Source organism: Amycolatopsis sp. NPDC003861 (assembly GCF_053605405.1).
In genome coordinates this window covers 1-14,276 of record NZ_JBSGJD010000004.1, presented here as the reverse complement: position 1 = coordinate 14,276, position 14,276 = coordinate 1, and the positions used below count along the sequence as shown (strand labels likewise).

Below are 14,276 nucleotides of genomic sequence, written 5' to 3'. Positions count from 1 at the left end.
CCGGGCCGTCGGAGATGGCCTGGACGGCCCGCCTGGTCCGCGCGGCAGCCCCGCACAGCTGGCGGTACTCGGAGTACTGGGACTTCGCCAGCGGGTGCACCGGCTGGCCGGTCCCGGCGAAGAACCCACCGCAGCCGCAGCCGGTACGCGGTGCCCCGCCGATACTGGTCGTGGGCGGCGCCCATGACCCGGCGACGCCGCTGGCTTGGGCCCGCGGCCTGGTGGCGAGCATCGAGGGAGCGGCCCTGCTGACGCGCACCGACGACGGCCACACGGGGCTGTTCAACTCCGCCTGCGCGCGGGCGGCCGAGGTGGCGTACCTGGTCGACGGGATCGTCCCCGGTCGCGGGGCGGTGTGCCGGTGAGCCGTCGACCGTGAGCGGTGTCACAGCCGATCCGGGCACACTCGGTCGCCGGACCCGGGAACAAGAACCCGAGCCGCCTCGTTAGGCTGGGTACAGAGGTTGAGCGCAGTCGACTCAAGTCCGGCTTGACGGGGTGCGCGAAGGCCCGATAAAACTTGCCAGGGCCTCGCTCAAGGCGAGAACGAACCTGCAGGTCACGAACATAGCAGCCGTACACAGGAGGAAGCACCATGGCGCGAGCGGTCGGCATCGACCTCGGCACGACCAACTCGGTCGTCGCCGTCCTTGAGGGCGGCGAGCCGACGGTCATCGCCAACTCGGAAGGCTCCCGGACCACCCCTTCGATCGTCGCCTTCGCCAAGAACGGCGAAGTGCTGACCGGCCAGCCGGCGAAGAACCAGGCCGTCACGAACGTCGACCGGACGATCCGGTCCGTGAAGCGGCACATCGGCACCGACTGGAAGACCGAGATCGACGGGAAGAACTACACCTCCCAGGAAATCAGCGCGCGCGTGCTGATGAAGCTGAAGCGCGACGCCGAGGCGTACCTGGGCGAGACGATCACCGACGCGGTCATCACCGTCCCGGCGTACTTCGAGGACGCCCAGCGGCAGGCCACCAAGGAAGCCGGCCAGATCGCCGGCCTGAACGTGCTCCGCATCGTCAACGAGCCGACCGCCGCCGCGCTGGCGTACGGCCTGGACAAAGGCGAGAAGGAGCAGACCATCCTGGTCTTCGACCTCGGTGGTGGCACCTTCGACGTCTCGCTGCTGGAGATCGGCGAGGGCGTCGTCGAGGTCCGCGCCACCTCTGGTGACAACCACCTCGGTGGTGACGACTGGGACGAGCGCATCGTCAAGTGGCTGGTCGACAAGTTCAAGGCCACGAACGGCATCGACCTGACCAAGGACAAGATGGCGCTGCAGCGCATCCGCGAGGCGGCGGAGAAGGCGAAGATCGAGCTGTCCAGCTCGAACTCGGCCAGCATCAACCTGCCGTACATCACCGTGGACGCGGACAAGAACCCGCTGTTCCTCGACGAGACGCTCTCGCGCGCCGAGTTCCAGAAGATCACCTCGGACCTGCTCGACCGCACCAAGGCGCCGTTCAACAACGTCATCCGGGACGCGGGCATCTCCGTCGGCGACATCGACCACGTCGTGCTCGTCGGTGGTTCCACCCGCATGCCGGCCGTCGCCGAGCTGGTCAAGGAGCTGACCGGCGGCCGCGAGCCGAACAAGGGCGTGAACCCGGACGAGGTCGTCGCGGTCGGCGCGGCGCTGCAGGCCGGTGTGCTGAAGGGCGAGGTCAAGGACGTCCTGCTGCTGGACGTCACGCCGCTGTCGCTGGGCATCGAGACCAAGGGCGGCGTCTTCACCAAGCTCATCGAGCGCAACACCACGATCCCGACCAAGCGCTCGGAGATCTTCTCCACCGCGGACGACAACCAGCCGTCGGTGCAGATCCAGGTGTTCCAGGGTGAGCGCGAGATCGCCGCGCACAACAAGAAGCTCGGCATGTTCGAGCTGACCGGTCTCCCGCCGGCCCCGCGTGGCGTGCCGCAGATCGAGGTCACCTTCGACATCGACGCCAACGGCATCGTGCACGTGACCGCGAAGGACCTGGGCACGAACAAGGAACAGTCGATGACGATCACCGGTGGCTCCGCGCTGCCGAAGGACGACATCGAGCGCATGGTCAAGGACGCCGAGGCCCACGCCGAGGAAGACAAGAAGCGCCGCGAGGAAGCGGAAACCCGCAACCAGGCGGAGACGCTGGTCTATCAGACCGAGAAGTTCGTCAAGGACAACGACGACAAGCTGCCCGAGGACCTCAAGGGCAAGGTCAAGTCCGCGATCGATGAGGCCAACGAGTCGCTCAAGGGCACGGACTCGACCAAGATCCGCGAGGCGATCGAGAAGCTGAACGCCGCTTCGCAGGAGCTGGGCACCGCCCTGTACGCCAACGCGAACGCCGCTCAGCCGGGCGCCGAGGGCGCTGCGGGTGCGGGGGCGGCCGGGGACGCCGGTGCCGCCGGCGGCCAGGCCAAGGCCGATGACGTGGTGGACGCCGAGATCGTCGAAGAGGACCCGAAGAAGTGACCCACAGCTACGACGAATCCGAGAACCAGGGCCGAGGCCCCGAGGAGCCGGTGGTCGTGCGGGACCGTCGTCGGGTGGACCCCCAGACCGGGCAGGTCCGCCCGCCCGGTCCGGCCCACGCCGCGCCGGACCCCGACGAGGCGCCCGTGGAGCACGCGGGCCCCTCGCTGGGTGAGTCCATTGTGGACGATTCGGTGTCGGTCGTCTCCGACGTGGAGAAGGAGCTGGCCGAGCGCACCGCCGACCTCCAGCGCCTGCAGGCCGAGTACGCCAATTACCGCAAGCGCGTCGAGCGTGACCGCGAGGCGGTCGTCATCGGCGCGAAGGCGACGGTGGTGAACGACCTGCTGCCGCTGCTCGACGACCTCGAGCGGGCCGAGCAGCACGGTGACCTCACCGGCGCGTTCAAGGCGGTCGGCGACAAGCTGATCAGCGGCTTGCAGCGCGCGGGCCTGGAGTCGTTCGGCGCCGAGGGCGAGCCCTTCGACCCGAGCGTGCACGAGGCCGTGCAGCACAACACCTCGCCCGACGTGGCGGGCCCGACGGTCACCGTGGTCATGCGCCGCGGGTACCGCTTCGGGGACCGCGTACTGCGGGCCGCGCTGGTCGGGGTGACCGACCACGAGCCCGGTGCGGCCCCGTCCGTCGGTGGCGAGCTGCCACTCGACGGCGGAGCCGATGAGCAGCAGCAGTAAGAGGAACCAAGTGGGAGGAGGAGACGCCCGATGAGTGCACGGGAATGGATCGGTAAGGACTTCTACCGTGAACTGGGCGTCTCCTCCGACGCCACCGCGGACGAAATCAAGAAGGCCTACCGGAAGCTGGCCAAGGAGAACCACCCGGACGCGAACGCCGGCAACGCGCAGGCGGAGCAGAAGTTCAAGGCGGTCTCCGAGGCCTACGGCGTGCTGTCCGACGCGAGCAAGCGCAAGGAGTACGACGAGGCGCGGCGCCTGTTCGGCGGCGGGGGTGGCTTCAACTTCCCCGGCGGCGGCGGTGGCGGCAGCTTCGACATGGGCGACATCTTCGGCCAGGCCGGCGCCGGTCAGCAGGGCGGTTTCGGCGGGCTCGGCGACATCCTGGGCGGCATCTTCGGCCGCGGCCGGTCGTCGGCGGGCGCGACGGCGAACCGGCCGCAGCGCGGCGCCGACGTCGAGACGGACGTCCGGATCGACTTCGTCGAGGCGGTCAAGGGCGCGACCCTGCCGCTGCGGCTGTCGAGCCCGGCGACCTGTGCGACGTGCAGCGGCAACGGTGCCCGGCCGGGGACGTCGCCGCGGACCTGCCCGACCTGTTCCGGGTCGGGGCTGGTCAGCCGCAGCCAAGGCGCGTTCGCGTTCTCGGAACCGTGCCGCGACTGCCGCGGCCGCGGGACAATCATCGACGACCCTTGCCCCGAGTGCGGCGGCGAAGGCATCAGCACGAGGACACGCACGCTGACCGTCCGGATCCCGCCGGGCGTCGACGACGACCAGCGCATCCGGCTGGCGGGCCAGGGCGAGCCGGGCCGGGGCGGGGCGCAGGCGGGTGATCTGTACGTCCGGGTGCACGTGGCTCCGCACGCGCTGTTCGGGCGCAAGGGGCTCGACCTGACGATCACCGTGCCGGTGGACTTCACGGAGCTGACGCTCGGCACCACGATCACGGTGCCGACGCTGGAAGCCAAGGTCTCGCTCAAGGTGCCGCCGGGCACGGCGAGCGGGCGAGTGCTGCGCGTGCGCGGCAAGGGCATCGCCAAGCGCGACGGTTCGCAAGGTGACCTGCTCGTCACCCTCCAGGCGGCGATTCCCGCCAAACTGGACGACAAGGCGCGCGAAGCACTGCAGGCGTACGCCGAGGCGATGGCCGGGCACGACCCCCGGCCCGAGATCACCGAGCTGCTGCAAGGTAGGTGAGAGTGGTGTTCGGCGGGATTCCCCAGGAAGGGGACGAGGAGACCCCGGTGTTCGTCATCTCGGTGGCGGCCCAGCTCGCCGGGATGCACGCACAGACGTTGCGCACGTACGACCGGCAGGGCCTGGTGTCCCCCGGCCGCACCCCCGGCGGCGGCCGCCGCTACTCGATGCGGGACATCGCACTGCTGCGCGAGGTCCAACGCCTCTCGCAGGAGGACGGCGTAAACCTGGCCGGCATCAAGCGCATCATCGAGCTGGAGAACCAGGTGGACGCGCTCCGAGCCCGCATAACCGAGCTGACGGAGGAACTGGCCGCAGCCTACGTAGCGGCAGAACAGGCAACGGCGGCGGCGCACGCGTCCTACCGCCGAGACCTGGTCCCCCTCAACCAGCAGACGGCAATGGTGGTCTGGCGCCCCAAGCGCCGCTGACCCCCAGAGCGACAAAGGCCTCCCCGGGCAACCGGGGAGGCCTTTGTCGCGCGCTTGAGATACTTCGGGCTCAGGCATCTTCCGAGACCGAAAACTGTCGGTGCCTGCCGGTAGCGTGGAAAACGGGGCTGCTCAGCCAGGCCCGCGCGGCCGAACCGCAGGAACGCCCGGCCGCGCTCGCCGGCCAACCGCGGCCGCAGGGGCCGGTTCGCCGACGGCGGTAGTTCGCCGCCGCACGGCCCGGGTGGTCGGCGATCCGCGCGCCGGCAGCCGGTGGACGGATCGGCTCTGCGGGCGGCCGGGAACGTGGTTGCCCCGCCCGCGCCGGCGAGGGGCTGTTCGGCGAGCGCGGAGGGTTCGGCTCCGCCCATGGCGGACGGCCGGAAGCGTGGTGCGATGACCCTCGGCTCACCGGCGCAGGGGCTGGCTGGTGCCAGGCGCGGAGTTTGCCGGCGGCTGATGGACGCCGCCGCCTGCGGCTGCCGGCCCGCTGCCGGCGGGCGGCCAGCGTCGCTGCCAAGCCCGGCCGGGATGGGCCGCGAGCAGTCCCTCCCGGCTGCTCGCGGCCGCGCCGCGGGGACTATGCCTTCACGTTCAGCAGCTGCTTCACCTCGGCCGTCCGGGACTCGATCACTCGGCGGGCCAAGTCTCGTGCCTGGGCGTTCGCTCCGCCGTTCGGGCCGTTCTCCGTCTGGGCCAGCTCGACCGCTGCCTGCTGCTGTCCCGTCAGGACGTCCAGGAACCGGCGGGTGAACTCGGCGTCTCCCGCCGTTCGGAGGGCTCCCACCAAGTCCGGCGATGTCATCTTCATCCCGCCGTGGGCGGCGTGGGCCTCTGGGGCCACCGTCTCCGGCTCGTTCCACTCGCGGAGCCAGCGGCGCATGTCGTCGACCTCGGTTTGCTGGGTCACCTCGATTGCTGCCGCCAGTTCCTTCAACGCGGCCGGGACCGGGCGGGCCGCGGCCAGGCGGACGATCTCTATCCCTTGCTGGTTCTGAGGGATCAGCATCTGCAGGAACATCACGTCGGCCGCGTTGTGGTGGGGTGGGGCCGTCGTCGCGCAGCTGGTCAGGAGCAGCGCGACGACGGCCAAGACCACTCTCACTGGCGCTGCCAGAGCGCCGGGGTGTTCGGCGGCTCCCAGCCCGCGATCGCCGTGTGCGGCTGGAGGCAGCGGTAGGTTGCGCCGCCGTACGTCACGACGTCGCCCGCCTTGTACGCCGTTCCCGCCGACCAGGTTCCGCCCGTTGGCGGCTTGGTGGTCGTCGTAGTGGGGGGCGGGGTTGTGGTGGTCGGGGGCGGTGTGGTCGTCGTCGGCGGTGGGGTGCCGCCTCCGCCGACCTGGAGGTCGATGCAGCTGTAGAACGCGTTGCTCGTGTCCGCGATGTTCCAGATCGCCAGCACCTTGATCCGGCCCGAATACCCGGCCAGGTTCACCGTGTGCGACAGCGTCGGCGGCGGCTGCTGGTTGTTGCCGTTGAACACCGCGACGCGGGTGCCACCGACGTAATATTCGTAGCTCGACGTCGAGTGCCGGGCGGTGAACACCCAGTTGAACGTCACCGTGCTGCCGACCGACTTGGCCGGCCACGGCTTCGACTCGTCGGTCAGCTCGGCGAACTGCGACAAGCCGCCGTTGCAGCTGCGCAGCCCCTTCGGTCCTTCGACGCTTTGCGGCTCGTAGACGATGCTGCCGCAGTTGGGGACCTTCCCGGCCGCGCAGTTGGCCTGCCGGCTGGGCGGGTCGGACACGTAACCGTGGGCGCTCGCGGAGGTGGCGGGGAGGACGACGACCAGCACCGGCGCGAGCAGGGCTCCGGCAGCGGCCGCGAAGAGCTTTCGTTTCCAGGTCATTTCGGCTCCTCGATGGGGAACAGCGTTGTTCCGGAGGGGAGGACGAACGAGCACATCCGGGGAAGATGTGGTCTAGACCATAAGTCGATTCGGGCACAACGGTCAACGAACTACCGCCGTTCGACGATTTCGCTGCTCCACTCGGCCCACTGCGAAGGTCGGGGCCGGTTGCTGCAGGCGTTCGCCTACGGAGGTCCCTTCGGCGCTCAGTCCAGGGTGAAGGGGTCGTACGATATTCGCTCCAGGTCGATCCCCCGGGCCAGCAGCTTCGCCACGGTCGCCTGGATCATCGGCGGCGAACCGGACACGAGCACCTCGTGGTTGCGCCACGTGCCACGCTGCGTCACGGCGTGGGCGAGCGTGCCGCGGTCACCACCCGCCAGGGCGCCCTCCTCGGTGACCGGGGTAACCGTCAGCCACTTCGACGTCACGGCCAGCCGGCGCAGCTCCTCCAGCGCGTACAGGTCTTCCGGTCGCCGGCCGCCGAAGAACAGGTGCACCGGCGGGTTCCGCTTCCAGCGGGACAGGTCGTCGAGGATCGACAGCAACGGCGTGATCCCGGTGCCGCCGCCGATCATCAGCAGCCGCCGCTTCGTCGACGTCGGGCGCACGTTCAGCACGCCCATCGACGGCCCGAGGCGCCAGACGTCGCCCGGTTTCGTGTGGTTGACGATGCTGCCGCTGACCCAGCCGCCCGGCACCGCGCGCACGTGGAAGGTGAGCTGGCCGTCTCCGCGCGGCGCGTTCGCCGGCGAAAGGTACCGCCAGAACCGCGGCCGCTGCGGCACTTCCACGCTGACATACGCGCCGGCGCGGTACGGCAACAAGCCTTCGGTGCGCACCTTCACCAGTGCGACGTCGCGGCTGAGTTTCCGGTGTTCGAGCACGGTCGCCGACCACGCCGCCGGCCCGGTTTCCGCCTGGGCGGCTTCGCGCATCGTCTTGGCGATGAGCCCGTACGCCGACGTCCACGCCGATTCGACTTCGGTGGTCCACTTCTCCTTCAGAAATCGTTTCAACGCGGCGATCAACGCGACGCCGACCGCGTCGTAGTGGCGGGAGACGACGGCGAATTTCCGGTGGTCGCGGCCCAATTGCCCCAGGAAGGTGACCAGTTCGTCGGGCCGGTCGACCATCTGCACCACGTACACCAGCGCGCGCAGCAGCCTGCTCCGCTGCGTCGTCATGGTCACCGGGAACAGCTCCCGGCAATCGGGGGCGACCACGAACAACGCGCCGTAGAAGTACTGCGCCAGTTCATCTGCTTTCGATTCGACCTCCGCAAAACTTTCACGAATCAACCGGGCCATCTCTCGACCTTCCACAGCCGAAACGGGCAGCGTCTCGGGCATGGTGGAGATCTTCACGGATTCAGCACTCATCGGGAACGGTAATCTCCAGTCGTGCCAAGGCTTTCGCGCCGTGCATGCGGCGTCGCTGTGGCGGTGCCGCCCCCGAGGGTTCCCGACTGTAGGCGAATTCCCGTGCAGATGCGCGTGATTCCGCGCGTTCCCGCTCGAACGGAGCAATTCAGGTACGCCCGGTCAACCCCGCCTGTCGCAGCGTAAAAATGATCACGGCGTCGGATTCATCCGTTACTGGTTGCCGATTTCCAAAGCGTAACGAAATCATTCACCGGACGGCGGATTGCCGGGACTAGTCGATCGTGAAGGGGTCGTACTGGATCTGGTCCAGCGCACTGCCCGCGACCAGCATCCGCGACACCGTCGCCCGGATCATCGCCGGTGAGCCCGACACCAGGATGTGGTGGCCGGGCCAGGAGCCGTACCGCGTGACGGCTTCGGCCAGCGTCCCCTGCTCGAACCCGGGGACGTCGCCGCCGCGCTCGACGACCGGTGTGACGGTCAGCCAGGGGTTCGTCGCGGCGAGCGCGCGCAGCTCTTCGAGGTCGTAGAGGTCCTCGCGGGCTCCGCCGCCGTAGAACAGGTGCGTCTTCGGGTTCTCGCCCCACAGCGCGAGGTGGTCGAGGATCGCCCGCAGCGGTGCGACCCCCGTGCCGCCGGCGACCATCAGCACGGCCCGCGAGGCCTCGCGGTCGACCGTCATCCGGCCCAGCGGCGGGCCGAGCCGCCAGACGTCCCCGGGCTGCGTGTGGCTGACGATCGCGCGCGACACCCAGCCGCCGTCGATCGCGCGGACGTGGAACTCGATGCCGCCGTCTTCGCGCGGCGCGTTGGCCGGCGAGAGGTACCGCCACAGCCGTGGCCGCTGCGGCACTTCCACGCTGACGTACTGGCCCGGGTGGTACGGCACCGGCTGGTCGGGGACCAGCCGCACCAGGGCGAGGTCCCAGGTCAGCCGCCGGTGCTCGACCACGGTGGCCGACCAGGAGGGCGGGTTCGTGTCCGACGCGGCCGCGTCCTGCATGGCCCGCGCGGCGATGGTGAACGCCTCGGCCCAGGCCCGTTCGACCTCCGGTGTCCACGCCGGGCCGAGGTGGTTCTTCAGCGACGCCAGCAGCGCCGTCCCGACCGCTTCGTAGTGCCGCGGCACCACGCCGAACTTGCGGTGGTCGCGGCCCAGCTGGCGAAGGAACGGCGCGAGGTCGTCGGGCCGGTCGACCATCTGCACGATGTGCACCAGCGCGCGCACCAGCCTGCCGCGCTGGATCTCCATGTTGATCGGGAAGAAGTCGCGCGTGGTCGGGGCGAGGGTGAACAGCATCCCGTAGAAGAACTGCGAGATGTCCGCGATGTACGGCTCGGACCTGGCCCAGGTGTCCCGGATGAGCCGGACCATCGCGGTCACCGCCGCGGGGGCTTCCCGCGGGGCCGAGGACCTGGGGAGCGGGCTGACGGAATCGGCTGTCATGAGGGGTTGTTCACGGGTCGGGGACCGCCTCCTGGGTCCTTCGCCACTGCTGCCACCTCGTCACTCAACGTCACTCGCCTGCGGTGCGCGCACCGCCCGTCCGCAGGGTAGCCGCCGGGCGCCCTTTTGCCCGCATTGTTGCTCCGACCGGGTGTATTCCTGCGTGGGGGACCTCACCGGCCAGATGGTTGTCCGCGCAAGTGTCCGGCAATATACTTGTATGGCGCAACCAAGGAGGTGCCGAATGGGCTTCGACAACACCGACGACGACGTCCGGGTCGAGCTCATGCGGGAGCTGAAGACCGCTTCCCAGCTGCAGCACGCCTGGATCATGCAAGCCTGGCAGAGCGAGCCCGGGCTGCACCCGGCGGCCGCGATGCTGCTGTCCGACCTGGCGAAGAACGGCGAGACGAGGCCGTCCGAGCTGGCGAAACGCCGGTTCGTCGACCTCTCGGTCGTCAGCAGGCAGATCGCCCAGCTCTCCGCGGCCGGCCTGGTCGACCGCCGTCCCGCGCCCGAAGACGGCCGGGCGTCGCTGGTCAGCGTGTCCGAGAAGGGCCGGGCCGAGCTCGCCCGCTGGCGCGCCAACTACATCGAGTTCATGGAGAAGGCGCTCGGCGGCTGGGACGACGAGCGCGTCACCGACCTCACCGCGCGGCTGGCGGAGATGAACACCGATCTCCGCCGTGCCCTCGGCAGCGACGCCTGCCTGGCTGACACGAACAAGTGACACCGCGGCCGAGAGGCACACCGCAAGTGTCCTTTCGCCCTGGGGAAAGTGTCCGTTCGGTCCTGACTTAGGGGCATTCCCCAGGGTTAACGTCGGTGGGTGACGCGTGACCGGGTCGCACTGCTGTGCGCGCTGGGAATCGACAACTTCGGCTCGGGTCTGTTCCTCCCGTTGGCGCTGGTCTACGTGACGCAGGTGGTCGGCGTGCCGCTGGCCGTCGCCGGCACCGCCGTCACCCTCGGCGCCCTCGGTGGGCTCGTCGTGCCGCCGCTCGCCGGCCGGCTCGTCGACCGCGTCGGGCCGCGGGCCGTGGTGATCTGCGCCCAGCTGCTGCAAGCCGCGGGCGTCGGTGCCTACCTCGTCGCCGGCAGCGCGGGCCCGGTGGTGGTCGCGGCCGTCCTGTCGTCCGCCGGGCAGCAGTTCTTCTACAGCTCCCTGTACGTGCTCATCGCCGACGTCGCCGGCGACGGGCCCAAGGACCGGCCGTTCGCCGAGGTGGGGATGGTGCGGGCCGCGTCCTTCGGCCTGGGCGGGCTGGTCGCGGGGGCGTTGCTGACGTGGCTCGGGAACGCCGGCTACCGCATCGCGCTCGCCGCGGACGCGCTGACGTTCTTGGTGGCCGCGCTGTTCCTCGTCTTCTTCGTCCGGCTCGCGCGGCCGCACCGGCCGGTCCGGGAACGGTCGGTCCGCGTGCTGCGCGACCGGCCGTACCTCGCCCTCATCCTGTTCAGCGGGCTCTTCGGGCTCTCGCTGGACTTCTTCCTGATCGGCACGCCGGTGTTCGTGCTCGACCGGCTGCACGGCCCGGCCTGGCTGCCGGGCGCGATCCTCGCCCTGCTGACCGTGCTGACCAGCGTCGGCGGCACGGTCGCGCTGCGGCTCACCGCCCGGCTGACGCGGATCGCGGCGATGCGCGTCGGCTCGGCGTTGTTCTCCGCGTGGTGCCTGGTCAGCCTGGGTGTGCTGCTCGTGCCGGAGGGCTGGCAGGTGGTGTACCTGCTGGTGTCGACGCTCGTGTTCGCCGCCGGCGACCTGGTCTTCGGGCCGCGGTCGGGGGCGCTCGCCGAGGCCGCGGCACCTCCGGTCGCCCGCGGACGTTATCTCGCTGCGTACCAGTACGCGTTCACCGTGGCGCAGGTGATCGCGCCCGCCGTGGTGGCCTTGTTCTCGGTCGCCGACTGGTTACCCTGGGTGCTGGTGGGGGCGTGCGCCGGTCTCGCCGTGGCCGGGCTCGGCACCCTCGGCTCGCGGTTGCCGGCGAGCGCGGTGGCACCCGGACAGAGTTGAGCGGAACAGACTCAAGTTTTCGTGCGTTAGGGATAGTGACGGGTCACGGTCAGGCCTGTCACCAGGACTTTTCGTAGTACCAAACATGAGGTGAGGGATGGACGCTTTCAACCCGACCACGAAGACCCAGCAGGCGATCTCGTCCGCGGCGCAGGCGGCCACCATGGCCGGCAACCCGCACGTGTCGGCCGCCCATCTGCTGGGCGCCCTGCTGGCGCAGGGTGAGGGGCTGACCGCACCGCTGCTGACCGCGGTCGGGGCCGAACCGGAGGTGGTGCACAAGGAGCTCGAACCGCTCATCGCGGCGCTGCCGTCCGCGACCGGCGCCACCGTGTCGAGCCCGCAGTTCGACACCTACGCCGTGAAGTCGCTGACGCGCGCCCAGAAGCTCGCCACCGAGCTGGGCGACGAGTACGTCTCGACCGAGCACCTGCTCGTCGGGCTCGCGACCGAGGGCGGCCAGGTCGCCGACCTGCTCAAGCGCCACGGGGCGACGCCGGACGCGCTGCAGGAGGCGTTCGCCAAGGTCCGCGGCTCGGCCCGGATCACCAGCGCGGACCCCGAGAGCACGTTCAAGGCGCTCGAAAAATACGGCGTCGACCTCACCGAGCGCGCCCGCGCCGGCGAGCTCGACCCGGTCATCGGACGTGACACCGAGATCCGCCGCGTCGTGCAGGTGCTGTCGCGGCGCACGAAGAACAACCCGGTCCTGATCGGCGAGCCGGGCGTCGGCAAGACGGCCATCGTCGAAGGGCTGGCCCAGCGCATCGTCGCCGGGGACGTGCCGGAGTCGCTGCGCGGCAAGCGCGTCGTCGCCCTCGACCTCGGGTCGATGGTGGCCGGCGCGAAGTACCGCGGCGAGTTCGAGGAGCGGCTGAAGGCCGTGCTCAAGGAGATCACCGACTCCGCGGGCGAGGTCATCACCTTCATCGACGAGCTGCACACGATCGTCGGCGCCGGCGCGACCGGCGAGGGCGGCGCGATGGACGCGGGCAACATGATCAAGCCGATGCTCGCCCGCGGCGAGCTGCGGATGGTCGGCGCGACCACGCTCGACGAGTACCGCCAGCACATCGAGAAGGACGCCGCCCTGGAGCGGCGCTTCCAGCAGGTGCTCGTCGGCGAGCCGTCGCCGGAGGACACCATCGCGATCCTGCGCGGGCTGAAGGAGCGGTACGAGGTGCACCACGGTGTCCGGATCACGGACGCCGCGCTGGTCGCCGCCGCGACGCTGTCCGACCGCTACATCACCGCGCGCTTCCTGCCGGACAAGGCGATCGACCTGGTCGACGAGGCCGCGTCGAAGCTCCGCATGGAGATCGACTCGCGGCCGGTGGAGATCGACGAGGTCGAGCGGGCGGTCCGCCGGCTCGAGATCGAGGAGATGGCGCTCGCGAAGGAGAGCGACGCGGCCTCGAAGGAGCGGCTCAACGCCCTGCGCGCGGAGCTGGCGGAGAAGCGCGAGACGCTGACGGCGCTGACCGCCCGCTGGCAGAACGAGAAGGGCTCGATCGAGAAGGTGCGCGAGCTCAAGGAGCAGCTCGAGCAGCTGCGCGGCGAGTCCGAGCGCGCCGAGCGCGACGGCGACCTCGGCAAGGCCGCCGAGCTGCGCTACGGCCGGATCCCCGCGCTGGAGAAGGAGTTCGAAGCGGCCACCGCGGCGAGCGAGGCCAGCCAGCAGAACGTGATGCTCAAGGAAGAGGTCGGCGCGGACGACGTCGCCGATGTCGTGAGCGCGTGGACCGGCATCCCGGCCGGACGGCTGCTGGAAGGCGAGACGGGCAAGCTGCTCCGGATGGAGGAGGAGCTGACCCGGCGCGTCATCGGGCAGGCCGAGGCCGTGCAGGTCGTCGCGGACGCCGTCCGCCGCGCCCGGGCCGGCGTCGCCGACCCCGACCGGCCGACCGGTTCGTTCCTCTTCCTCGGCCCGACCGGCGTCGGCAAGACCGAGCTGGCCAAGGCCCTGGCCGAGTTCCTGTTCGACGACGAGCGCGCGATGCAGCGCATCGACATGAGCGAGTACGCCGAGAAGCACTCGGTGGCGCGCCTGGTCGGTGCCCCGCCCGGGTACGTCGGCTACGACCAGGGCGGCCAGCTGACCGAGGCCGTCCGGCGGCGCCCGTACTCGGTGGTGCTGCTCGACGAGGTGGAGAAGGCCCACCCGGACGTCTTCGACGTGCTGCTGCAGGTCCTCGACGACGGGCGGCTGACCGACGGCCAGGGCCGGACGGTGGACTTCCGCAACACCATCCTGATCCTGACGTCGAACCTCGGCTCGCAGGCCATCGCCGACCCGTCGCTCGACGAGCGGCAGCGGCGGGACGCGGTGCTCGACGTGGTGCAGCGGCAGTTCAAGCCGGAGTTCCTCAACCGGCTCGACGACATCGTCGTGTTCCACTCGCTCGGCACCGAGCAGCTGACCTCCATTGTGGACATCCAGGTCGCCCGGCTTGCCAAGCGGCTGGCCCAGCGGCGGCTGAACCTGGAGGTCACCGACGGCGCCCGCGAGTGGCTCGCCCTCAACGGCTTCGACCCGATCTACGGCGCCCGCCCGCTGCGGCGGCTGGTCCAGTCGGCGATCGGCGACAAGCTGGCGAAGGAACTGCTCTCCGGCGAGATCCGGGACGGCGACACCGTGCGCGTCGACGGCCCGGACCTGGAGACCGGCGACTCGCTGACCGTCACCCGCGTCTGACCGGTCGTGGGGGGGGTGGGGGGGGTTTTTGGGGGGGTACACACAACACCCTTGGGGGGGGGGGCAAAGGTCGGTTTGGTTGTTT

At 70.2% G+C, this 14,276-nt stretch carries 12 protein-coding genes; 8 read left to right on the top strand and 4 right to left on the bottom strand.

Annotated elements, in window-relative coordinates:
- Positions 1 to 14: 14 nt before the first annotated feature.
- From ACWEVN_RS02025 to ACWEVN_RS02005, 5 genes are all read left to right on the top strand, one after another.
- Positions 15 to 365, top strand: a complete 351-nt coding sequence (locus ACWEVN_RS02025; RefSeq protein WP_452049885.1) for an alpha/beta hydrolase — start codon at positions 15 to 17, stop codon at positions 363 to 365.
- A gap of 230 nt (positions 366 to 595) precedes the next feature.
- On the top strand, positions 596 to 2,467 hold the full coding sequence (gene dnaK / locus ACWEVN_RS02020) for a molecular chaperone DnaK (RefSeq protein WP_449677230.1): 1,872 nt from the start codon (positions 596 to 598) through the stop codon (positions 2,465 to 2,467).
- A complete protein-coding gene (gene grpE, locus ACWEVN_RS02015) occupies positions 2,464 to 3,162 on the top strand; it encodes a nucleotide exchange factor GrpE (protein ID WP_310969581.1) in 699 nt (232 codons plus the stop codon). Before dnaK ends, grpE begins: the two co-directional genes overlap by 4 nt.
- A 30-nt stretch (positions 3,163 to 3,192) precedes the next feature.
- Entirely contained in the window at positions 3,193 to 4,362 is a 1,170-nt protein-coding gene (gene dnaJ, locus ACWEVN_RS02010) for a molecular chaperone DnaJ (RefSeq protein ID WP_449685321.1), read from the top strand.
- Between the two features lie 5 nt (positions 4,363 to 4,367).
- Positions 4,368 to 4,793: a heat shock protein transcriptional repressor HspR gene (locus tag ACWEVN_RS02005; RefSeq protein ID WP_310969698.1), complete on the top strand. Its 426-nt coding sequence runs from the start codon at positions 4,368 to 4,370 to the stop codon at positions 4,791 to 4,793.
- A gap of 580 nt (positions 4,794 to 5,373) precedes the next feature.
- Here ACWEVN_RS02005 and ACWEVN_RS02000 read toward each other — a convergent pair.
- The 4 genes from ACWEVN_RS02000 to ACWEVN_RS01985 form a co-directional block, all read right to left on the bottom strand.
- Positions 5,374 to 5,898 (bottom strand): DUF305 domain-containing protein, encoded by a 525-nt coding sequence (locus ACWEVN_RS02000; protein WP_449685322.1) that lies wholly within the window; start codon positions 5,896 to 5,898, stop codon positions 5,374 to 5,376.
- Positions 5,895 to 6,647 carry a lytic polysaccharide monooxygenase gene (locus ACWEVN_RS01995; protein WP_452049884.1) on the bottom strand — a complete coding sequence of 251 codons (753 nt, stop codon included), beginning with the start codon at positions 6,645 to 6,647 and terminating at the stop codon, positions 5,895 to 5,897. Before ACWEVN_RS01995 ends, ACWEVN_RS02000 begins: the two co-directional genes overlap by 4 nt.
- 206 nt (positions 6,648 to 6,853) lie before the next feature.
- The gene (locus tag ACWEVN_RS01990) at positions 6,854 to 7,957 is read right to left on the bottom strand and encodes a globin domain-containing protein (RefSeq protein WP_452049946.1); all 1,104 of its coding nucleotides are present in this window, start codon (positions 7,955 to 7,957) and stop codon (positions 6,854 to 6,856) included.
- Between the two features lie 346 nt (positions 7,958 to 8,303).
- On the bottom strand, positions 8,304 to 9,479 hold the full coding sequence (locus tag ACWEVN_RS01985) for a globin domain-containing protein (protein ID WP_449685325.1): 1,176 nt from the start codon (positions 9,477 to 9,479) through the stop codon (positions 8,304 to 8,306).
- 244 nt (positions 9,480 to 9,723) lie between these two features.
- Between ACWEVN_RS01985 and ACWEVN_RS01980 the strand changes: the two genes are divergently transcribed.
- From ACWEVN_RS01980 to clpB, 3 genes are all read left to right on the top strand, one after another.
- Positions 9,724 to 10,209, top strand: a complete 486-nt coding sequence (locus ACWEVN_RS01980) for a MarR family winged helix-turn-helix transcriptional regulator (protein ID WP_310969576.1) — start codon at positions 9,724 to 9,726, stop codon at positions 10,207 to 10,209.
- A gap of 99 nt (positions 10,210 to 10,308) precedes the next feature.
- Entirely contained in the window at positions 10,309 to 11,496 is a 1,188-nt protein-coding gene (locus ACWEVN_RS01975) for an MDR family MFS transporter (protein WP_449685326.1), read from the top strand.
- A gap of 97 nt (positions 11,497 to 11,593) precedes the next feature.
- Entirely contained in the window at positions 11,594 to 14,191 is a 2,598-nt protein-coding gene (gene clpB / locus ACWEVN_RS01970; protein ID WP_452049883.1) for an ATP-dependent chaperone ClpB, read from the top strand.
- Positions 14,192 to 14,276 lie beyond the last annotated feature (85 nt).